A 20,691-nucleotide genomic window follows, 5' to 3' on the forward strand; every position below is an offset into this window, starting at 1 on the left:
AGACTGGACACACGCACCGGCATTTCCGTATCGATCGTGTGGGTCAGTTCCAAGCCAACATTGCCATGGCGCGACAGGAACGTAGAATAGCCCTGTCCATGGCGTGTTTCATACTGCACCGATGGATCACGCAGCACCGAAGCCGTGGGCGAGAATGCCGTGCCCTTGTCGAGATCAACGACATAGATCGCTTCGCCCGACCGGTTGATAACAGGGTCGTTCGACCATTGCGTCAACTGATAGTCGCGGCTGTTGCTGGACCATGTGAAGCCTGCACCCTCAGCCGAAACGTGGAAGCCAAAGCCTGCATTGGAAATCACATTGATCCAAGGCTGCGGCGTGTTGGCCCGGTCGGCAAGACGGATGACATATTCATTGGTCTTCATGTTGAAGCCGCCAAAACCATTCCAGAAGGCAAGATCACTACCCTCTGTTTTCTGGCGACGCTTGCTTGCCAGTTGGGTCGGCGCTGGCGCAATGGCGCGCATGTCGTCAAGACCGGTGTCACCGGTAGCGAGCGTTTTGCCGGAAGCAGTAATGGTTGGCTGCAGATCTGCCGCCGCCAGTTCTTCCGTACGCTTCAATTGCTCGACCAGCGTGCCGTTCTGCGCATGCATGACGATACGGGCGGAGGCGAGCAGGGTATTATAGCTCGCATCGCTCATCTGGTCTTTGCGCACGGTGAAGATATGGACACGCGGTCCATATTGGCCACCACGGTTGCGGCTGTTTTCGCAGATTGCTTCAAGCCCGCGCTGGAAATCCTGTGCATAGGAGAAGGAGCGCTCATTGATGACGACAACGTCAACCACAAGCCCCTTCGCCCGCCAGTATTCCTGTGCCTTCAGCACGTTCTTCAGCGTTTCCATATCGGCTTCATCATCAATGCGCAGTGCAAGGATGGGGAAGTCGCCCGAGATGGACATGGGCCAGAGATCGGACTGGCTGCCAAGGCCGGATGCGATGCTTTCGGAGGGCAGGCGCAAGGCCTTGTCCGTATAGATCAGGCTGGTTGCGACGCGCTGGAAATCCGCAGCCTCATCCGGATTGATCTCGATATGATGCAGCCGCACCTGCGAACTTGTCCACGACAATGAGAATTCGCGGGCAAAGCAATCCGGATGGCGGAAGCGCGAGACGACTTCTTCCAGTTCATGCCGGTCTGGCCCGACAAGGGTCCAGTAAACCAGCGTCACACGCTTGTGCGCAGGAACACGCACGCGGCAACGCAGCGAAGCGATGGGATCGAGCACAAATCCCTGACTGCCATTAAGAGTGACGCCCTCATCGAAAGCTGCCGGATTGCGCAGATTGCGACCACGGCCGATAAATGCCCGCCGGTCGGTTTCCGCCTGAATTTCGCGCATTGCGCCAGAACCATCGGTAACCACATGGGCCACGTGAATATCGGGTTCATTGCTGTCACGCTTGCGGCGCGTCGCATAAATCGTGTCGCCGCGCGGATCGATATCGGTTTCCACGAACATCTTGGCAAATGCCGGATGTGCCGTATCCGTATCGTCAGCGGTCAACACCAGTTCCGCATAGGACGTCACTTCAATGATCCGGTCTTTTGTACCGGTATTGGTGATGATGATGCGGCGGCCTTCGCCATCGGAATCCGAAGCGACAATGGTTTCCACTGTGGTCTGGATCGTGCCATTTTCCTTGACGAATTCAGCTTTGTAGTCAGCAAAGATGGTTGTGCTTTTTTCGCCGGCTGCCCGAACGGGATCGCCAGTCGCCGACCACCATTCACCGCTGTCGAGATCGCGCAGGAACAGGAACGTGCCATAGCCGCTTTCAAGCGGATCAGGCTGGAAGCGGGTGATGGCAAGACCATTCCAGCGGCTGTAACCACCACCATTGGCGGTGACCATGACCGAGTAATGGCCGTTCGACATGATCTGCGTGGCGCGTGGGGCGGAAAGCGGGTTCTTGATGAAGCGGATAGACGCCGTTTCCTCGCCGCTTTCCACCGCCTTGCGCATGGGATTATCGGCCTTGGCCTGCAGGACAGGAATTTCGCGCGGGGCTTTTTCCTGCAACAGCAGTTCGGCAGCTTCAATCACAGGATCCGAATGGAACCGGTCACGCATGCGGCCTTCGAACACCACATTGTTGACGGCAACAATCGACATGCCGTGATGGTGCGCCATGTAGTTGCGCACGACGGCATATTCCTCACCCTCGCGAACGCGGGAGCGGGTGAAGTCCACGGCATCATAGAAACCATACTGACCCAGCGCACCCATCTCGCGCAGGCGCTTGAGATTAACGACAGCTTCTGCCGGGCGATATTGGGCTGCCATGATGCTGGCATAGGGTGCCACCACATAGTTTTTGGACAGGCCACGCTTCAGGCCGAGCGTCGGAACACCGAAATTGGTGTACTGGTAGTTCATCTCCGGATCGCGCGCATTATAGGCGGCTTCGGAAATACCCCATGGCAGACCCTTTGACTCGCCATATTCGATCTGGCGCTGAACGATCAGCTTGTTGGTTTGATCGAGCATGGAGCCCAATGGTTCGATCATGACCAAAGGTGGCATGAGATATTCGAACATGGAGCCTGACCACGAGATCAGCGCACCGCGCCAGCCAACCGGAACCAGAAGACGGCCAAGACGGAACCAGTGATCAACCGGTATATCGCCCTTGGCAATGGCAAAGAGGCTGGCAAGACGGGCCTCCGAAGCCAGAAGATCGTAGCAGCTGGCATCAAGCTCATTGGTATCGACACGGAAACCGATTGATAGCAGACGGCGTTCCTTGCGCTCAAGGAAGGTGAAGTCCGTATCAAAGGCCAGTTGCCGGGCCCGGGTTGCCAACGAAACCAGACGTTCGCGCAGGCTGTCCGTACCATCATGCGTTCCGATGGCATCATCCGTATGGGCCTGACAGGTCTTGACCAGAAGCAGCGCCCAGCCATTGGCAACGGTGCTCAGCGGGCTTTCAAGTTCGCCGTGCAGTTCCTCGGTCAGGCGCTGAATGTCACCGGCAAACAGCGAAAGATTGATAGTGCGCAGGGAAGCGGTTTCAGGCTCTTCCTTGATGGTTGTGATCGCACGGCGGAAGTTCGCCACACGCTCATCGAGACGGCGGCGCAGTGGCCGCAGCACACGGCGTTCATCGGGAATATCGTTGATCGCCTCTTCAAGGATATCGCTGACATCGAGAATACCGTCGAGATCGCTTTGCAGATAGACCGACGGTGCTTCGGCCCACTTTTCCAAAGCGGAGGAAAGCGCCACCAGATGACCGGCGAGATTGCCACTATCCACTGAGGAGACATAGAGCGGCAGCAGGGGCCGCAATGTCGTTGTCTCATACCAGTTGTAGAGATGGCCGCGATATTTTTCCATCTTCTCAAGGGTGGTCAGCGTGTCATCAATACGCGTCAGCGTCTCGTTGAAACCGATCCAGCCAAAGTCGCGCGCAGCCACGGTCGACAGCAGATACATGCCGATATTGGTTGGCGATGTGCGTGTCGCGATAACCGGATGCGGGTCTTCCTGAAAATTGTCAGGCGGAATGAAATTCTGCTCTTTGGTGACGAACGTATCGTAATAATGCCAGGTGCGGCGGGCGAACCGGCGCAATTCGCTCTTATCCGAAGAGCGGACGTTCAGATCATCCAGCGGCTTGGCCGAACGGCTGACGAGCCATGCAATGACAGGCGAGAAGAACCAGATCAGCGCAAAAGGCACGGCCAGAAACCATGCCCGGTTATGGGTGGCGAGTGGCAGTGCAATGGCAACAATGGCCACGATAACAGCTGGCCACATCAGGCGGGCATAATATTGCAACGTATCCGGCGCGCTGGCCTTGGCCTGTGCCGCAGCACGCCATTCGAGCAGGTTCTTGCGCGAGATGAACACGCGGTAGAGCGTGCGGGCGATAGCATCCGCCATCAGGCAGGCCATGTTGGCGATAAAGGTAATGCGCAGCGCAATATCGGCGGCACCGGAGAAGATATCGGTGAGGATCGCCTGAAAATGGCCCTTGAGCGACAGGTTCATATCTGTCGGCACGAGATTGGTGAAGAGGATCATCGTCGGGACGATGAACATGCTGAAGATCATGAAGAATTGCCATAGCGCGGCAACACCCGGTGGCAGCAATGTCCAGCCGGCAATCGAAGCGATAATCCAGAAAACAGGCGTCAGCGAGCGGCGCAGATTGTCGGTCATCTTCCAGCGGGTAACCGCTGTTACCCCCGGCTTGGTGCTGAAGAGATAAGGCAGAAGTTGCCAGTCACCACGGGTCCAGCGATGGTGGCGGGAAATGTCGACATTGTATCCGGTAGGATAATCTTCAACCACCTCGACATCGCTGACGAGAGCGGCACGGGCATAGCCACCTTCGAGAAGGTCGTGGCTGAGAACAGTGTTCTCATCGATCTTGCCATCAAGCGCCAGTTCGAAGAAGTCGATATCGTAGAGGCCCTTGCCGGTGAATGTGCCTTCACCCAACACGTCCTGATAAACGTCTGAAACGGCAAAGACATAAGGATCGATGCCGCGATTGACAGAGAAGACACGTTGCAGGAACGACGCATCGTCACCTGTCGTCAGCGAGGGCGTAACGCGCGGCTGGAGAATGGCATAACCGCTCGTCACACGGCCGGACTTTTCCTTGTAGATTGGACGGTTCAGCGGATGGCTGAGCTTGCCCGCAAGACGATTGACGGAATCCGGCGTCAGACGCGTATCGGAGTCGAGCGTCATCACAAATTTGATGTCGGTGGGCACGTCCTCATTGCTGGGGAAATAGGTTGTATCTTTATCGCCGCGCAGCAGAAGGTTGAGTTCGTGCAACTTGCCGCGCTTGCGCTCCCAGCCCATCCAGCGGCCTTCCTGTGCATTGTAAAGGCGTTTGCGGTGCAGGAGGAAGAAACGTGGATTTCCGCCTTGAGTATAATGCTGATTGAGCGCGGTTACTTTTTCGCGTGCATAGTCAAGAATATCAAGATCATTCTCGGTCTGCTCAACTTTGCTGTCGGCCCAGTCGGTCAGCAGCGCGAAATAAATTTCACCGCGCGGGTTGGTCAGATAATGGACTTCGAGATTGCGGATATGCTCGTCAACGGAATCGCGTGAGGTGATCAGCGTCGGCACCGCCACAAGGGTTTTGGCTTCCGGCGGCAGTCCGTTCTTATATTCAAAGCCGATCAGCCGTGTCGGCGGCATGAACATCGGAATGATCCAGTTGACGAAACCATTGGCGGTTTCCATCGTCGGGAAGACGGCCAGTATCGTGAGCAGAAGAACCGTATCGCTCGGCAGGCCATAGCGGCGCAGCCAATAGTGGATCAGAAACAGAATACCGATGGAGATAACGGAGGCGGGAACCCACAGACCGGCAAGGCCAAGCATCTTGTAGAACCGCACCCAGCGCTGCAGCACCGTCGGTGTGGAACCACAGGTTTCCTCGAGTTCGGAGCGTCCGTCACCCGCGAGATAATAGCCGACATCGCGCTTGCGTTGCACGGTAACGCTTTTCTCGTCGCCTTTGGTTTCGGCGCTGTGATGGGCCAGATCAAGTGCGGCCTGTGTAATGTCCTGCTCGCTCTTGCCGGAGCGGCGCGCGATCTTTTCAATTGCCACGCGATAGGCGTTGCGGGAGTGGAAATCGAGCGCGTCGAAGTTGGAATGTTCGCGCAGCACCGCATCGACGCCGCTAACCGTCTCAAACCATGTGATCCAGTCGACGTCGTCAATGGCTTTCAGGCTGCGAATGAGGTTACCCATGGTAACACCGCCGGTGGACTGGCGCGTATGTTCCTGGATAATGGCGTCTTCCGCGTCACTGCCGTTCTTCTCCAGCTCTTCTTCCAGCCAGGCGACAGCGGCGCCGGAATGCATCGCGCCGCCACGCAGGCGGTAGAGCAAATGGGTAGCAAATGTGCTGTCGCGCGCAGCCGTGGTGTATTGGGCTAGAAGCTGCGGCAGCGTGTCCTTGTCGGCGTTGAGCGTGATTTCATCGGCAACGCTATTGGCATAGGCGCGCATGCGCCGGGCGCGCTCGACCCGCAAAGACAGGCGGCGCGCATTCTCGATAAGGATGAAGCGCACAGCTGAAGGCAGCGCCCAAAGCTCACCAATATGCAGCGGCGAAACGGTCTGGAAGCCTTCGACCACGGCGGTCAGGCTGCTGAGCGAGAACTGGCTGTCCGTATGGGCTGCATAGAGCCAGGCGAGTGCCATGACACGCGGAATTTCCGGCTTGCCTTTCAGCGGGGGCAACTGGCGGAAGAATTTTTTCGGAAGATCGCGTTCGACCTGCTGGATGTTCTGATCAACGAGATAATAATTGTCGAGGAGCCACTGCGCTGCCGGTGTAATCGTTTCGCCCTTGCGTGCAGCCGCGTCGGAGGAACGATAGGAGTGCAGGATCAGCCGCGCATTCTCGACGGTGCGTTGCTCAAAGACCATCGGTTCATAATCGGGCAAGCGGATGTCTTCGCCGCGCGCCACGCGCGCACCCATCTCTCGCAGATCGTCAACGGATTTGTAGTGAGCTCTGATTGGATTGGGTTGGACCGAAAAAATCTGACCAACGGCATTCTTCTGTGGTGTGAAAGATTTAAAAAAAGACAGTAGGGCCATTTGCCTTCGTTTCGGTTGTGAAGAAAAAATCTTCAGGGCTGCAACACAGACGATAATAACGGGTCGATTGACCCATAGAGGAGTCACGATCTAATCGGGTCGGAGCAACTAAGCTACCATCACTTTTACCCTTGCCGATCAGTTTTGATGAAAATGAGTCAAATTTCCATCTGTTTATCTTAGGCAATTCGTAGCGGACTGCACAGGGGCATTGCGCGCAAACCGCGTTGTAGCCGTTCACGGAATGCCATAGGCTTTGTGAACAGACTGTTTCGAGATCAGTAACAGCAAATATAGCGGACATGCAAAAAAGCCGGAGGGGAACTCCGGCTTTCCGTGTCGGTCGTAAGGAGGGTTAAACCTTCGGAAAAACCCGCCAATGCTTGGGGCGAAAGGCGATGCGGCTCTTTTCCTTGGCCGGATGATCAGCGGGAATTTCAATCTCGACCCGTTCTGCCGCGCCGCCGATTTCAAGTTCCACACGCCTTGTCGCACCCACGCGGCGGCTTGCAATGACAGTCCCGGCAATGCAGCCGCCACAACCATCGACCAGTTCGACATCGTGCGGGCGGAAATAAAGCGCGGCTTCCCCGTCAGGCACATCGCTCTTTATGCCAAGTGCACGGTCCGTAAGCCAGATTTCGCCGCTTTCTATCCGCACCGACAACGAGCTTGATTCGCCAATAAAGCCGTAGACGAACGGAGAATTCGGCGTGTCATAGACCTGATCAGGTGTGCCAATCTGCTCGATCTTGCCCTGGCTCATCACCACCACACGGTCGGCGAGTTCCAGCGCCTCGTCCTGATCATGCGTCACAAAAACCGTGGTGTGCATGGTCTTGTCGTGAATTTCCCGCAGCCAGCGGCGCAGTTCCTTGCGCACCTTGGCGTCGAGCGCACCGAATGGCTCGTCAAGAAGCAATACGCGCGGCTCAATCGCCATGGCACGGGCAAGCGCAACGCGCTGGCGCTGACCACCGGAAAGCTGGGCCGGATAGCGCTTTTCCAGTCCACCAAGCTGCACGAAATCGAGCAGCTCTGACGAGCGGCGGCGGATTTCCTCATTGCTTGGGCGGCTGGCAGACGGGCGAACTTTGAGGCCGAAACCAACATTGTCGATCACAGTCATATGCCGGAACAGCGCATAATGCTGGAATACGAAGCCGACATTGCGTTCCTGCACGGATTTCAGCGATGCGTCTTCGTCGCCGAAGAACACCTTGCCCTCAGTCGGGGTTTCCAGACCGGCAATCAGCCGAAGAAGCGTTGTCTTGCCTGATCCCGATGGACCGAGCAAGGCAATCAGCTCTCCCGAATTGATATCGAGCGACACGTCGTGCAACGCCGGAAAGCGATCAAATTCCTTGCGTACACCACTTACGCGAACGTCCATCTTAATTCCTCTCAGTGTCCGCCATTGGCAGCCAGTTCCGCACCATATCTCAACTCCAGAAGAGTTTTGAGAACGAGCGTTACCAGCGCCAGCAGCGCCAGAAGCGAAGCCACTGCAAAGGCAGCAACCGTATTGAATTCGTTGTAGAGAATCTCGACCTGCAGCGGCATCGTATTGGTCAGGCCACGAATATGGCCTGAAACGACGGACACTGCGCCAAACTCTCCCATGGCACGGGCGTTGCACAAGAGCACGCCGTAGAGCAAGCCCCATTTGATGTTCGGCAGGGTGACATGCCAGAAAGTCTGCCAGCCATTGGCACCAAGCGAAAGCGCGGCCTCCTCATCGGTCGTGCCCTGTTCCTGCATCAACGGGATCAGTTCACGCGCAACAAATGGGAAGGTCACGAAAACCGTTGCCAGGACAATGCCCGGAACAGCAAACAGGATTTCGATCCCGTGCGATTTGAGCCAGGGCCCCAGCGCGCTATGACTGCTGAACAAGAGCACATAGACAAGACCCGAAATAACCGGAGAAACCGAAAAAGGCAGATCGATCAGGGTTGTCAGAAACGCCTTTCCCTTGAATTCAAACTTGGCAATCGTCCAGGCTGCGACCACGCCAAACACGAGATTAAGCGGAACAGCAATCACCGCCACCAAAAGGGTCAGCCGAATGGCGGAAAGCGCATCCGCATCGGCAAAGGCTGCAAAGTAAGCCGCGGGACCCTTTCGGAACGCCTCAAAGAAAACCGAGATGAGCGGCAGAAGCAGGAACAGCCCGAGAAACGCCAGCGCCACGCCAATCAGCACGAAACGCGCCGTTCGGCTTTCCGTGGTCGCCGGGTGCCAGGCTTTGGTTGCAGGCTCCGGAGGTTGTGGCAATTCATGTCGCATAGCCATACCTCCTGCGGCTCCAGGCCTGAATGAGATTGATGACAAAAAGCATCGTGAACGAAATGATCAGCATAATGGCCGCAATTGCAGTCGCACCGGTATAGTCAAACTCTTCAAGCCTGATAACGATCAGAAGTGGCGCAATTTCCGAAATATAAGGAAGATTGCCAGCAATGAAGATCACCGATCCGTATTCGCCAACGGCACGGGCAAAGGCGAGGGCAAAACCGGTAAGGATCGCTGGTGTCAGTCCGGGTAACAGCACACGCGTGATCGTCTGGAACCGCGTGGCGCCAAGTGTGGCGGCCGCCTCTTCCACTTCCTTGCGGATTTCCTCCATCACCGGCTGCACGGTGCGCACGACGAAAGGCAGTCCGATAAAGATCAGGGCAATGGTTATGCCAATCGGTGTAAAGGCGACCTTGATTCCCAGCGGATCGAGCCATTTGCCGATCCAGCCATTCTTGGAGTAGAGCGCTGTCAGGGCAATACCGGCAACAGCCGTTGGCAAAGCGAAGGGCAAATCCACAATGGCGTCGATGATACGGCGACCGGGGAAGCGGTAGCGCACCAGCACCCAGGCGACGATAACGCCGAACACGACATTGACAAGCGCGGCCACGAACGACGTGCCGAAGCTGATCTTCAACGCGTTCAGTGTGCGCGGATCTGTTGCGACATGCCACATGCCGCCCCAGCCAAGCGAGGCGGAACGCCAGACCAGACCGGCCAGTGGAATAAGAACGATGAGGGTCAGATAGGCAAGAGTGAAGCCGAGTGTCATTCCGAACCCTGGAATGACACTCGGCCTCTTAAACCGCCAACCTGCCTTGGCAAGGTTGGAAAGCATGCTGTTACTTTTTCGGCTTGTAAATCTGGTCAAACGTTCCGCCATCTCCGAAGTGATAGGGCTGTGCTTTAGCCCATCCACCGAAGATTGGATCATCGATCGTCACCAGTTTCAACTCCGGCAATTTCTTCAAGATGTCAGCAGGCACCAGTTTAGGCTCCGCCGGGCGATAAAAATGCTTGGCGGCGATGGTCTGGCCCTCTGCGGAGTAGAGATATTGCAGGTAGGCTTCAGCCACCTTGCGTGTGCCCTTGGCATCGACATTGCCGTCGACAACAGCCACCGGCGGCTCGGCGAGGATGGATTGCGGCGGGACAATGATGTCGAACTTGTCGGCACCGAACTCATCGGAAGCAAGATAGGCTTCATTTTCCCATGCGAGCAACACATCGCCAAGCTCGCGCTGGGCAAAGGTAGTGGTCGAACCGCGCGCGCCGGAATCAAGCACGGGAACATGCTGGAACAGATTGCCGATATAGTCCTTGATCTTGGCTTCATCGCCGCCGTACTGGCCATAGGCCCAAGCCCAGGCTGCAAGGTAGTTCCAGCGGGCGCCACCGGATGTTTTCGGATTTGGCGTGATGACTTCGACACCATCCTTGACCAGATCGCCCCAATCCTTGATGCCCTTGGGATTGCCCTTGCGCACGAGGAAAACAATTGTGGACGTGTAAGGTGCCGAATTGTGCGGATATTTGGTGCGCCAGTCAGGGTTGATTTTCTTGGTCGCCTTGACGATGGCCGAGATATCGCTCTCAAGCGCCAATGTCACCACATCGGCATCAAGGCCATCAATGACGGAGCGAGCCTGCGCACCGGAGCCGCCATGCGAGGTCTGGATGGTCAGGGTCTCGCCCGTATCGGCCTTCCATTTCGCAGCAAAAGCCGCGTTGTAGTCCTTGTAGAGTTCGCGGGTCGGATCATACGAGACGTTCAGAAGCGTCGTATCCGCATGGGCGGCAGACAGCGATTGAAAGGAAACTGTTGCGGCGAACAATGCTGCCGCCAGCGATAGCGAAAATCGGGAATGTTTCATGCCTGCCTCCGTGTAGTGTGACCTGAAGCGTAGCAGAGCGACCCGCATAGCGGGCGTTGGAAAGAATTCCTTTTATATCGATAAATTAGAAAATTCTACCTGAATACGTTAGTCTACAGAAACAGTAGTCTATTATCCGCTGACCCGGAATTTTGCCCGCAACAGGATTCTTTCAGGCTATCAAGCGCAAGCTCCAATTAAATGGATTGATGGGTTTGGTACTCTTGAGAAAACTGGTTGCGTGCGAAATAATATTTCACCGGTAGGTTGTGTTGTCCGCGTTGAAGGACAGTACCGGCGCAGGGCCGGTACCGGGCTGGAGGCCTTTATTTTCTGAGCAGCAGGTCGGCCGGTTCCACCGACGCAACTTCCGTGAAAGTGCTCGTCACGGCCTTGGCTTCAATGGAAGCGCGCACCGTGAGCGGTGTGATGAAAATCGCCAGAGTCAATGCGGCAGTCGCGGCGATTGAGAGGCGTCGTTCCAAGCGGGAGCTGATGATCATTATATTTCCCCTTCTTCTTAATGGTACTTCGCCCGCATCGGGCGAGAAATGATGTCATCGATTGCAAATTTCGGGATCGGCAAAAGCACTTGATCCAGTTCCACCAGTGTTTCGGCAAAACCGATGGCTGCGTTCTCGACTTCCTCATGGCGGGAGGGACATGCCATGGCATTGAGGCAGGTTCTTGCTGCAAGCATGTCGCAATTTTGAAGTCCGGCGATCAGACCCAAAGTCAGGCACTCTTCCTTGCACACATGGTGTGAGCCGAACGGGAATGTCTTCAGCGGGCACAGGGCGCAATGGCGCAGCGTGCGGATGAAGAAAGACAGTTCCGACAGGGCGCGATTGCCTTCACGGGTGCCGAGAATTTCGCTGTAAAGTCCGTAAGCCATTTCCCAGGCAATCACCGAGCCGGTTTCAAACCCGGCAGTCCAGCGGCGATACCCTTCAAGCACGAGCTTTTCCGGGGTACGGTCGAAATAACAACCCGTACCGTTCCCGATTTCAGATGTGCGTGGATACATGCCCACTCCCATCCTGCTCATTGTTGCGGATCAAGGCAGTAAATTCGTTGTGGCATAGCCAGGCAACGGGCTGCGTCAGCCTGTTGAGGCCGGAAGCAGAATGTGGACGCCGTGGGTGCAGCGTAGAGACCACGCGCAGGCGTGGCAGAAAAAGACCTATCATAGGGTCCTCCAATCGAACGGGTTCAAGGCCCAGACATCAAAGGTATGCACTCCTGTGCTCGTGCATAAAGGCAATGCTTCGATTCAAAGTCAAATGATAATTTCGGAAAACAATGAAAAATATCAATAGCTTAGAATTATTCTAGGAAATTATGAGTATTTTAGTAGACAATTGTTCTGGCAAGCTGACAAATCACCGCACCTCAGCCGTCTTTACGGGTGGAAGCCGTACGACCGCATTCTCAGGAATTTCAGGAATTAGCCTAAAGCTGCGTGACCATCCGGTGGGACGAGGGATGGATCATCCGCACGAATGTGATCGGTTTCTGCGGCACGAATGTAACGCGCTCGACAATGAACACCGCATCCTTTTCGGCAACACCAAGAATATCGGCTTCTTCTGCCCCCGCCACATCAGCGTGAAAGACAATTTCAGCCTGTGAAAACGGCGAGTGGGTCACCAGCCATTCATTTGGGCTGATGGTTTCAAACGTCTCACCGCGAATGGAAGGCACAGCATCCAGATTAACCCAGCGGTCCTCATATTGATAGGCCTTGCCATCGGAAAGATGCAGACACCGTACATGCAGCATCTCCTTGCCCTTGGTGAGGCCCATGCGCTGGGTAATGCTAGCGGGGGCTTTCTCAACCCGGTTGGAAAGCAGCTTGAATTGGTATTTTCCGCCCTTTGTCTCGATTTCCTGCCTGATAATAGGAATGACGAAGCGTGCCTCGCGCATTGGATGCAGGGCCACCCGTGTTCCGGCCTTGCGCTTGCGTACAAGCACACCGCCACGCGCCAATTCCTGCAGGGCGCGATTGACAGTTGCGCGGGCGCAGCCAAACTCAACCGATAAAACTTCCTCGCCGGGAATAAGCGCTCCGGGAGCCCAGACCCGCTCGGCGATGCGCCGGGCCATTTCAGCCTTGATGGCGTGGAAGGATTTTCGCGCTGCTGCTGTCACACCCGCTCCAGAATCGACGCAAGCCGCGTCTTGTAGGTTGCAAAAATTTGCTCGCGCGCATGATGGCGTCCGTTATGCACCACATGGCGGCCTGCCGACCACACATCGGTCACCGCATGCCTGTCGCCTGCAAAAATCCAGCCGTCAAGCAGCCGGTCGCCCTTAAGGCCAAGGATCGCAGGATTGTCGGCATCGAGCGCGACCATATCGGCCCATTTCCCGGACGCCAGACTGCCAGCATTGCGGCCAAGCGCCTGTGCTCCGCCATTAAGTGCTGTGTCATAGAGCGTTCGCCCGTTGGACTTGCCATCAACCGAAAGCGTCACCCGCGAGACATCGCGTAGGCGCTGGCTATATTCAAGCTGCCGCAATTCTTCCGATGGCGAAATGCGGATATTGGAATCCGAACCCGTACCAAAGCGTCCACCCGCATTGAGATAGCGCACACCGTCGAATATGCCATCACCGAGGCTGGCTTCGGTCAGCGGGCAAAGGCCGACAACCGCGCCGCTTTTGGCGACGCGCAATGTTTCTTCCGGCGTCATATGTGTCGAGTGGATGAGGCACCAGCGTTCATTGACGGGCAGGTGATCCAGCAGCCAGCTCATGGAGCGTTGGCCATAGGCAGCCTGAACCTCTTCCAGCTCGGGAAGCTGCTCAGCAATGTGAATATGGAACGGCATGGCTCTAAACCGGCGCTCAAGCTCCAGAAGGTCATGCTCATTGACGGCGCGGATTGAATGCGGCGCAACGCCGAAACCGGCATCCGGCCCAGTCTGGCGGGCTGCTTTTTCAGCCGCCTCAGCCAATTGTGAAAACCGTTCAACGTCATTGCCAAAGCGCAATTGCCCGCCCGCAAGCGCCCGACCATCGACACCGCCCTGCGCGTAGGCGACAGGCAGCAATGTCAGGCCGATACCGGTGGCACTGGCTGCAGCGGCGATCCGCTCGGACAACTCGCCAAGGCTCGCATAGGGCGTTCCACCCGGCTGGTGGTGAACATAGTGAAATTCTGCAACGCTGGAATAACCGGATTCAAGCATTTCGACGAAAGCAAAGGCGGCGATGGCCTCAATATCCGCAGGGTCGAGAATATCAAGAAACCGGTACATGATCGCGCGCCACGTCCAGAAACTATCCCGGCCCTCAGGGCTGCGCGCTTCTGACAGTCCCGCCATCGCGCGTTGAAAGGTGTGACTGTGCAGATTGGCCTGAGCGGGAAGCAGGATAGCGGTGCTGTGGCTGTTGGGGAGGGCGTTGCTGTTGGCTTTGACGGAAATAATTTGTCCAGTTGCATCGATTTGCACCAGAACATCGTTTTCCCAGCCGTTTTCCGTGAGGGCCTTATTCGCAAAAACGGATTTTTTGGCTTCGCTCATTTCTTCTCTCATCCCCGGATTGACATAATATGTATATACATAATAACGTCATGAGCAAGCGCTAATGGGGATGGTATCAAGGCCAATGAGGAAAATTCTTTCCGGATTGAGAATTGCGACGCTGGAGAATACCGGTGCGGCCTATGGCCTGATCGATGCGGGCGCCATCGGCATCGAAAATGATCGTATTTCCTGGGTCGGCGAGACCATTCCGGGTGACTGGAAAGGTGTTGAGACGCTGGATTTCGGCGGACGCCTGGCAACGCCTGCGCTGATCGATTGCCATACCCATCTGGTGTTCGGCGGCAACCGCGCGCGTGAATTTGAAATGCGGCTTGAGGGTGCAAGTTACGAGGAAATCGCCCGGGCAGGCGGCGGTATTGTCTCCTCGGTCAAATCGACCAATGGCCTTTCGGAAGATGAACTCGTCGCGCAAAGCCTGCCGCGCTTGGATACCCTGCTGGCGGAAGGTATTTCCACCGTTGAAATCAAATCCGGTTATGGCCTCAATATCGAAACGGAACTGAAAATGCTGCGGGTGGCGCGTCGCCTTGGCACGCTGCGTCCAGCACGCATCCGCACCAGCTATCTTGCTGCCCATGCGGTTCCGCCTGAATATCGTGGGCGCGCGGATGATTATATCGGCGAAGTAGTCCTGCCCGGTCTTGATGCCGCCCATGCGGAAGGTCTGGTTGATGCGGTTGATGGCTTCTGCGAGGGCATAGCTTTCTCGCCCGCGCAGATTGCTCGCGTTTTTGACCGGGCAAAGGCACTTGGTATCCCGGTCAAACTGCATGCGGAACAGCTTTCCAATCTTGGCGGTGCAAAGCTCGCCGCCTCCTATGGCGCGCTCTCCGCCGATCATCTTGAGTATCTCGATGAAGATGGTGCAAAGGCGATGGCTGCTGCTGGTACGGTTGCCGTGCTGTTGCCCGGTGCATTCTATGCACTGCGCGAAGAACGGGCACCGCCGGTCAAAGCCCTGCGCGAAGCCGGTGCGCGTATCGCTATCGCTACAGATTGCAATCCCGGCACATCGCCGCTGACATCACTGCTCCTGACCATGAACATGGCCTGTACCCTGTTCCGCCTGACTGCCGAAGAGGCACTGGCGGGCGCAACACGGGAAGCCGCCCATGCGCTTGGATTGCAGGATGATCTTGGCACAATCACTCCGGGCAAACGCGCCGAAATCGCCATCTGGAACGCCGCGCAGCCCGCAGAACTTTGCTACCGCATCGGCTTCAATCCCCTCCACCAGCTCATCTTGAAGGCCTAACCATGACCGTCGTCCTCCATCCCGGTTCCGTTCCACTTGCCGAACTGGAAAAAATCTACTGGCAGGGAACGCCGGTCAAGCTTGATCAATCGTTCCATAAAGGCATCGAAGCTGCCGCTGCGCGTATCGCCGAAATTGCCGCCGGAAACGCGCCGGTTTATGGCATCAATACCGGCTTCGGCAAACTTGCCTCGATCCGCATTGATGCGGCTGATGTGGGAACGCTCCAGCGCAATTTGATTCTGTCGCACTGCTGCGGCGTTGGTAAAGCGCTGCCGGAGAATATCGTCCGGCTGATCATGGCGCTGAAACTCATTTCACTGGGTCGCGGCGCTTCGGGTGTTCGCCCTGAACTGATCAGCCTGATTGAAGGGATGCTCGCCAAGGGTGTTATCCCGGTTATTCCTGAAAAGGGTTCAGTCGGTGCTTCGGGCGATCTGGCACCTCTGGCCCATATGGCTGCCGCAATGATTGGCGAGGGCGATGTGGTGTTTGCAGGAACCCAGATGCCCGCCGGTGAAGGGCTTGCCAAGGCTGGTCTGAAGCCGGTTGTGCTTGCCGCAAAGGAAGGGCTGGCACTCATCAACGGTACGCAGGTTTCAACGGCGCTGGCGCTGGCTGGCCTGTTCCGCGCGCACCGTTCCGCGCAGTCTGCTCTGATCACCGGCGCGCTCTCGACGGATGCGGCGATGGGCTCTTCCGCTCCGTTCCATCCGGATATTCATACCCTGCGCGGTCATCGCGGCCAGATCGATACGGGAGCAGCACTCCGCCGTCTCCTCGAAAATTCGCCGATCCGCGAAAGCCATATTGAAGGCGACGAACGCGTTCAGGACCCCTATTGCATTCGCTGCCAACCGCAGGTGGACGGGGCCTGTCTTGATCTCCTGCGCATGGCCGCCCGCACGCTCGAAATCGAAGCCAATGCTGTCACCGATAATCCGCTGGTTCTCAGCGATGGTTCAGTGGTCTCGGGCGGTAATTTCCACGCGGAACCCGTGGCTTTCGCTGCGGACCAGATTGCGCTTGCAATCTGTGAAATCGGCTCGATTGCGCAGCGCCGTATCGCGCTGCTGGTTGATCCGGCCCTGAGCTATGGCCTTCCTGCTTTCCTCGCCCGCAAGCCCGGTTTGAATTCCGGTCTGATGATTGCCGAAGTGACTTCTGCTGCGCTGATGTCAGAAAACAAGCAGATGTCGCATCCGGCATCGGTCGATTCCACCCCCACATCAGCCAATCAGGAAGACCATGTGTCCATGGCGTGCCACGGCGCGCGCCGCCTATTGCAGATGACCGACAATCTGTTCTCGATCATTGGCATTGAAGCATTGACCGCCGCGCAGGGCATTGATCTGCGCAGCCCGCTGCAAACAAGCCCGGAACTTTCCCGCGCCCATGCGGCGATCCGTTCCGTTGTGCCGACGCTGGATGAAGACCGCTATATGGCGCCCGACCTCAAGGCTGTGTCTGATCTTGTTGGCTCCGGCGCTCTGAATGCCGCCATTTCCCCTGATATCCTGCCAGCACTGGATACCGCCCTATGAGTGTTGTTGACGTCAAACAGGGTTCATCCCCGGTCATTTTAGGCTTGCCGCATACGGGCACGGAGGTTCCGGCTGATATCTGGGACCGCCTCAATGAAAATGGCAAGCTGCTTGCTGATACGGACTGGCACATTCACACGCTGTATGATGGCCTTTTGCCTGAAGCGACGACGGTGCGTGCGACGTTCCATCGTTATGTCATCGACGCCAATCGCGACCCTGAGGGTGTGAGCCTTTATCCCGGACAGAATACCACGGGCCTGATTCCTGAAACGGATTTCGATGGCAGGGCGATCTGGCGCGATGGCGAAAAGCCTGCAGCCGCCGACACGCAAACGCGGCTTGAACAGTTCCACAAGCCCTATCACGAGGCTCTCGCCGCAGAGATCAAGCGTGTGCAGGATATTCACGGCCTTGCCATTCTCTATGATTGCCACTCCATCCGCTCGCACATCCCGTTCCTGTTTGAGGGAAAGCTGCCGGATTTCAACATCGGCACCAATCAGGGCACCAGTTGCGCCCCCGAAGTGGCTGCCGCCACGGGCCGATTTGCGCTTGCTGCATCCGGTTATGATGGGGTGATGAACGGCCGCTTCAAGGGCGGCTGGACGACGCGGTATTACGGCCGTCCGCAACTGGGCATCCATGCGATCCAGATGGAACTGGCGCAGTCCACCCATTTGCAGACGGAAGCGCCGCCCTTTGCTTATGATGAAACCAAGGCCGAGCGCTTGCGCAAACATCTCAAAGACATTCTCGAAAATCTCGAACAAACCGCTTTCAAGCTGGGGAGCTAATGATGAACAATCCGCGCCATAACATTAGAGAAATTCGTAGCCCCCGTGGTACGGAACTCAACACCAAATCCTGGATGACCGAAGCGCCCCTGCGCATGCTGATGAACAATCTTGATCCGGACGTCGCCGAAAACCCCAATGAACTGGTGGTTTATGGCGGCATTGGCCGCGCCACCCGCACATGGGACGACTTTGACAAGATCGTCGCAACGCTCAAGACATTGAACGAAGACGAGACGCTGCTCGTGCAATCCGGCAAGCCGGTTGGCGTGTTCCGCACCCACGCGGATGCACCGCGCGTGCTCATTGCCAATTCGAACCTCGTTCCCCATTGGGCTACATGGGACCATTTCAACGAACTGGATAAGAAGGGTCTGGCCATGTACGGCCAGATGACCGCCGGTTCATGGATTTATATCGGCACGCAGGGCATTGTTCAGGGCACCTATGAAACCTTCGTTGAGGCTGGCCGTCAGCATTATGGCGGCAGTCTCAAGGGCAAATGGATTCTGACCGGCGGTCTCGGCGGCATGGGCGGCGCGCAGCCGCTGGCGGCTGTCATGGCCGGTGCCTGCTGCCTTGCCGTTGAGTGCAATCCTGATTCCATCGATTTCCGCCTGCGCACCCGCTATGTTGATGCCAAGGCCGAAACGCTGGATGAAGCCCTTGCAATGATCGACCGCTGGACCAAGGCTGGCGAAGCCAAGTCCGTGGGCCTTCTTGGCAATGCCGCTGAAATTCTGCCGGAACTGGTGCGGCGCGGTGTGCGTCCTGATATCGTCACCGACCAGACCTCGGCCCATGATCCGATCAACGGCTATCTGCCCAAGGGCTGGAGCATGGCTGAATGGAAAGCCAAGCGCGAGAGTGATCCGAAGGCTGTCGAAAAAGCCGCCCGCGCCTCCATGCGCGAACATGTGGAAGCGATGATTGCCTTCTGGAATGCCGGTGTGCCGACGCTCGATTATGGCAACAACATCCGTCAGGTCGCCAAGGATGAGGGGCTTGAAAACGCCTTTGCATTCCCCGGTTTTGTTCCTGCCTATATTCGTCCGCTGTTCTGCCGCGGTATCGGCCCGTTCCGCTGGGCTGCACTTTCGGGCGACCCGGAGGATATCTACAAGACCGATGCCAAGGTGAAGGAACTGACACCCGGCAATACCCATCTGCACAACTGGCTCGATATGGCGCGTGAACGTATCGCGTTTCAGGGCCTGCCCGCGCGCATCTGCTGGGTCGGTCTGGGTGATCGCCATCGCCTTGGTCTTGCGTTCAACGAAATGGTGCGTACAGGCGAGCTGAAGGCGCCTGTTGTCATCGGTCGTGATCATCTGGATTCTGGCTCCGTCGCCTCGCCGAACCGCGAGACCGAATCCATGAAGGACGGTTCCGATGCGGTTTCCGATTGGCCATTGCTCAACGCTTTGCTCAACACGGCATCCGGTGCCACATGGGTTTCGCTGCATCATGGCGGCGGTGTCGGCATGGGTTTTTCGCAGCATGCGGGCATGGTTATCTGTGCTGACGGTACTGATGATGCCAAGCGCCGTCTTGAGCGGGTTCTCTGGAACGATCCGGCAACCGGCGTCATGCGCCATGCGGATGCGGGTTATGAGATCGCCATTGATTGCGCCAGGGAGAAGGGCCTCAACCTGCCGGGCATTCTCGGCTGATGCGCGTCCTGCGCGCCGCTGATCACCGGCAGATGTCATGGAAGAACGGCAAGGGTGTCACCACCGAAATTGCCGTTTTTCCTGAAGGCGCATCGGTCGACAGTTTCGACTGGCGCATCAGCATGGCAAAGGTGCCTGATTCAGGTCCGTTCTCGGCTTTTGCCGGGATCAACCGGGTGCTGGTCGTACTTGAAGGCGAGATGGTGCTGACCGTGGACGGCGGATCGCCTGAAAAGCTCGATCCGTCATGTCCAGCCATGGGATTCCCCGGCGATAGGCCCACCAGCGCGGAAGTGCTGCATGCGGTAACGGACCTCAACATCATGATCAGGCGCGGAAGATATCAGGCGCGGGTTAGCCGGTTGGACAGGGCGGTTGTGCGTGGCGACGCCGAGCAGACTTTTGTGCTTCTACGCGATAATGCACAGCTGGTGTCAGGTGAAACGCTCAGGTCCGACGATGTATTGCATCTCGCAACGTTGGAAACAGCAACATTCGAAACCGCGCCATCCCATGCATGGCTCATCGAGATCAATTCTCTCTCCTCATGAGTATCCTCCGGGCATTTGTCGCTTTGCCGCATAGATTTCGCCGCCGAGCTGGAGTATCTGGTTAGCCGGAACCGCAAAATGGGGATGTGATGCGCAAATACGGATACGATTGGCAACTGGCGGTGCGCATGCTGTGCGCGCTGGCGCTTGTCTTCGTCGCCTTTGCCCATCAGCCCGTCATAGCCTCGCCCAATGATCAGATTGATCTTGCCGCCTATACGCTGCCTGACGGCACCGTTCCTGTGCTCTGCCTTCCCGGTAGTGGTGATCAGAACCCGCACAAAAGCGCCTATCACGGCAATAGCTGCGAAGCCTGCCGCCTCTCTGCTTCGTTCATTCTTGCCACCCCGCCCCATACGGGTGGCTTGAAGGTTGAACCTGTTCGCTCGCTTGCCATCAAGCGCGAAGCGGTTCTGATTGCCCGCAGCCTCTATCCTCCGGCAGCGCCGCCGCAGGCTCCCCCACTCGTCTGACAGGAACCCTTTCGCACGCTGGTCCGCCATCGAACGGAAGGGTTGCGCCATTTTC

The 20,691-nt window shown here is 56.9% G+C and carries 15 protein-coding genes; 6 read left to right on the forward strand and 9 right to left on the reverse strand.

Annotation, left to right across the window (positions count from 1 at the left end):
- The 9 genes from AB4Y96_RS05995 to AB4Y96_RS06035 all read right to left on the reverse strand — a co-directional run.
- On the reverse strand, positions 1-6,611 hold a 6,611-nt coding region (locus AB4Y96_RS05995), incomplete at its 3' end, for a glucoamylase family protein (protein ID WP_441916262.1).
- Between the two features lie 355 nt (positions 6,612-6,966).
- A complete protein-coding gene (locus AB4Y96_RS06000) occupies positions 6,967-8,004 on the reverse strand; it encodes a sulfate/molybdate ABC transporter ATP-binding protein (RefSeq protein WP_441916263.1) in 1,038 nt (345 codons plus the stop codon).
- A gap of 11 nt (positions 8,005-8,015) precedes the next feature.
- A complete protein-coding gene (gene cysW, locus AB4Y96_RS06005; RefSeq protein WP_091878851.1) occupies positions 8,016-8,900 on the reverse strand; it encodes a sulfate ABC transporter permease subunit CysW in 885 nt (294 codons plus the stop codon).
- Entirely contained in the window at positions 8,890-9,750 is an 861-nt protein-coding gene (gene cysT / locus AB4Y96_RS06010; protein WP_441916264.1) for a sulfate ABC transporter permease subunit CysT, read from the reverse strand. The genes cysW and cysT overlap by 11 nt, the downstream gene beginning before the upstream one ends.
- Before the next feature lie 4 nt (positions 9,751-9,754).
- Positions 9,755-10,786 carry a sulfate ABC transporter substrate-binding protein gene (locus AB4Y96_RS06015; RefSeq protein WP_091878848.1) on the reverse strand — a complete coding sequence of 344 codons (1,032 nt, stop codon included), beginning with the start codon at positions 10,784-10,786 and terminating at the stop codon, positions 9,755-9,757.
- A 326-nt stretch (positions 10,787-11,112) separates the two neighbouring features.
- Positions 11,113-11,289: a hypothetical protein gene (locus AB4Y96_RS06020; protein ID WP_175540542.1), complete on the reverse strand. Its 177-nt coding sequence runs from the start codon at positions 11,287-11,289 to the stop codon at positions 11,113-11,115.
- Positions 11,290-11,306: 17 nt separating this feature from the next.
- On the reverse strand, positions 11,307-11,813 hold the full coding sequence (locus AB4Y96_RS06025; protein WP_441916265.1) for a hypothetical protein: 507 nt from the start codon (positions 11,811-11,813) through the stop codon (positions 11,307-11,309).
- A 425-nt stretch (positions 11,814-12,238) separates the two neighbouring features.
- Entirely contained in the window at positions 12,239-12,940 is a 702-nt protein-coding gene (locus AB4Y96_RS06030) for a GntR family transcriptional regulator (RefSeq protein WP_441916266.1), read from the reverse strand.
- Positions 12,937-14,319 carry a formimidoylglutamate deiminase gene (locus AB4Y96_RS06035; RefSeq protein ID WP_441916267.1) on the reverse strand — a complete coding sequence of 461 codons (1,383 nt, stop codon included), beginning with the start codon at positions 14,317-14,319 and terminating at the stop codon, positions 12,937-12,939. Before AB4Y96_RS06035 ends, AB4Y96_RS06030 begins: the two co-directional genes overlap by 4 nt.
- A gap of 85 nt (positions 14,320-14,404) precedes the next feature.
- Here AB4Y96_RS06035 and hutI point away from each other — a divergent pair, with 85 nt between their 5' ends.
- The 6 genes from hutI to AB4Y96_RS06065 all read left to right on the forward strand — a co-directional run bounded on the left by hutI (position 14,405) and on the right by AB4Y96_RS06065 (position 20,636).
- Positions 14,405-15,598: an imidazolonepropionase gene (gene hutI / locus AB4Y96_RS06040; protein WP_441916268.1), complete on the forward strand. Its 1,194-nt coding sequence runs from the start codon at positions 14,405-14,407 to the stop codon at positions 15,596-15,598.
- 2 nt (positions 15,599-15,600) lie between these two features.
- Positions 15,601-17,142, forward strand: coding sequence for a histidine ammonia-lyase (hutH, locus tag AB4Y96_RS06045; protein ID WP_441916269.1), 1,542 nt, complete (start codon positions 15,601-15,603; stop codon positions 17,140-17,142).
- Positions 17,139-17,939, forward strand: a complete 801-nt coding sequence (hutG, locus tag AB4Y96_RS06050; RefSeq protein ID WP_441916270.1) for an N-formylglutamate deformylase — start codon at positions 17,139-17,141, stop codon at positions 17,937-17,939. The genes hutH and hutG overlap by 4 nt, the downstream gene beginning before the upstream one ends.
- Positions 17,940-17,941: 2 nt before the next feature.
- Positions 17,942-19,612, forward strand: coding sequence for a urocanate hydratase (gene hutU, locus AB4Y96_RS06055; RefSeq protein ID WP_441916271.1), 1,671 nt, complete (start codon positions 17,942-17,944; stop codon positions 19,610-19,612).
- A complete protein-coding gene (locus tag AB4Y96_RS06060; RefSeq protein ID WP_441916272.1) occupies positions 19,612-20,163 on the forward strand; it encodes a HutD/Ves family protein in 552 nt (183 codons plus the stop codon). The genes hutU and AB4Y96_RS06060 overlap by 1 nt, the downstream gene beginning before the upstream one ends.
- Positions 20,164-20,252: 89 nt before the next feature.
- Positions 20,253-20,636, forward strand: coding sequence for a hypothetical protein (locus AB4Y96_RS06065; RefSeq protein ID WP_441916273.1), 384 nt, complete (start codon positions 20,253-20,255; stop codon positions 20,634-20,636).
- Positions 20,637-20,691 lie beyond the last annotated feature (55 nt).

The sequence above is a fragment of the Phyllobacterium sp. TAF24 genome, assembly GCF_052113785.1.
Classification (GTDB): domain Bacteria; phylum Pseudomonadota; class Alphaproteobacteria; order Rhizobiales; family Rhizobiaceae; genus Phyllobacterium.

Bases quoted from the DNA above. Each gene is read 5' to 3' on its own strand.
- hutI (WP_441916268.1), top strand. From the start codon at position 14,405: ATGAGGAAAATTCTTTCCGGATTGAGAATTGCGACGCTGGAGAATACC.
- hutG (WP_441916270.1), top strand. From the start codon at position 17,139: ATGAGTGTTGTTGACGTCAAACAGGGTTCATCCCCGGTCATTTTAGGC.
- hutU (WP_441916271.1), top strand. From the start codon at position 17,942: ATGAACAATCCGCGCCATAACATTAGAGAAATTCGTAGCCCCCGTGGT.
- cysT (WP_441916264.1), bottom strand. From the start codon at position 9,750: ATGCTTTCCAACCTTGCCAAGGCAGGTTGGCGGTTTAAGAGGCCGAGT.
- AB4Y96_RS06020 (WP_175540542.1), bottom strand. From the start codon at position 11,289: ATGATCATCAGCTCCCGCTTGGAACGACGCCTCTCAATCGCCGCGACT.
- cysW (WP_091878851.1), bottom strand. From the start codon at position 8,900: ATGCGACATGAATTGCCACAACCTCCGGAGCCTGCAACCAAAGCCTGG.
- AB4Y96_RS06000 (WP_441916263.1), bottom strand. From the start codon at position 8,004: ATGGACGTTCGCGTAAGTGGTGTACGCAAGGAATTTGATCGCTTTCCG.
- AB4Y96_RS06035 (WP_441916267.1), bottom strand. From the start codon at position 14,319: ATGAGCGAAGCCAAAAAATCCGTTTTTGCGAATAAGGCCCTCACGGAA.
- AB4Y96_RS06065 (WP_441916273.1), top strand. From the start codon at position 20,253: ATGCGCAAATACGGATACGATTGGCAACTGGCGGTGCGCATGCTGTGC.
- hutH (WP_441916269.1), top strand. From the start codon at position 15,601: ATGACCGTCGTCCTCCATCCCGGTTCCGTTCCACTTGCCGAACTGGAA.
- AB4Y96_RS06015 (WP_091878848.1), bottom strand. From the start codon at position 10,786: ATGAAACATTCCCGATTTTCGCTATCGCTGGCGGCAGCATTGTTCGCC.
- AB4Y96_RS06025 (WP_441916265.1), bottom strand. From the start codon at position 11,813: ATGTATCCACGCACATCTGAAATCGGGAACGGTACGGGTTGTTATTTC.
- AB4Y96_RS06060 (WP_441916272.1), top strand. From the start codon at position 19,612: ATGCGCGTCCTGCGCGCCGCTGATCACCGGCAGATGTCATGGAAGAAC.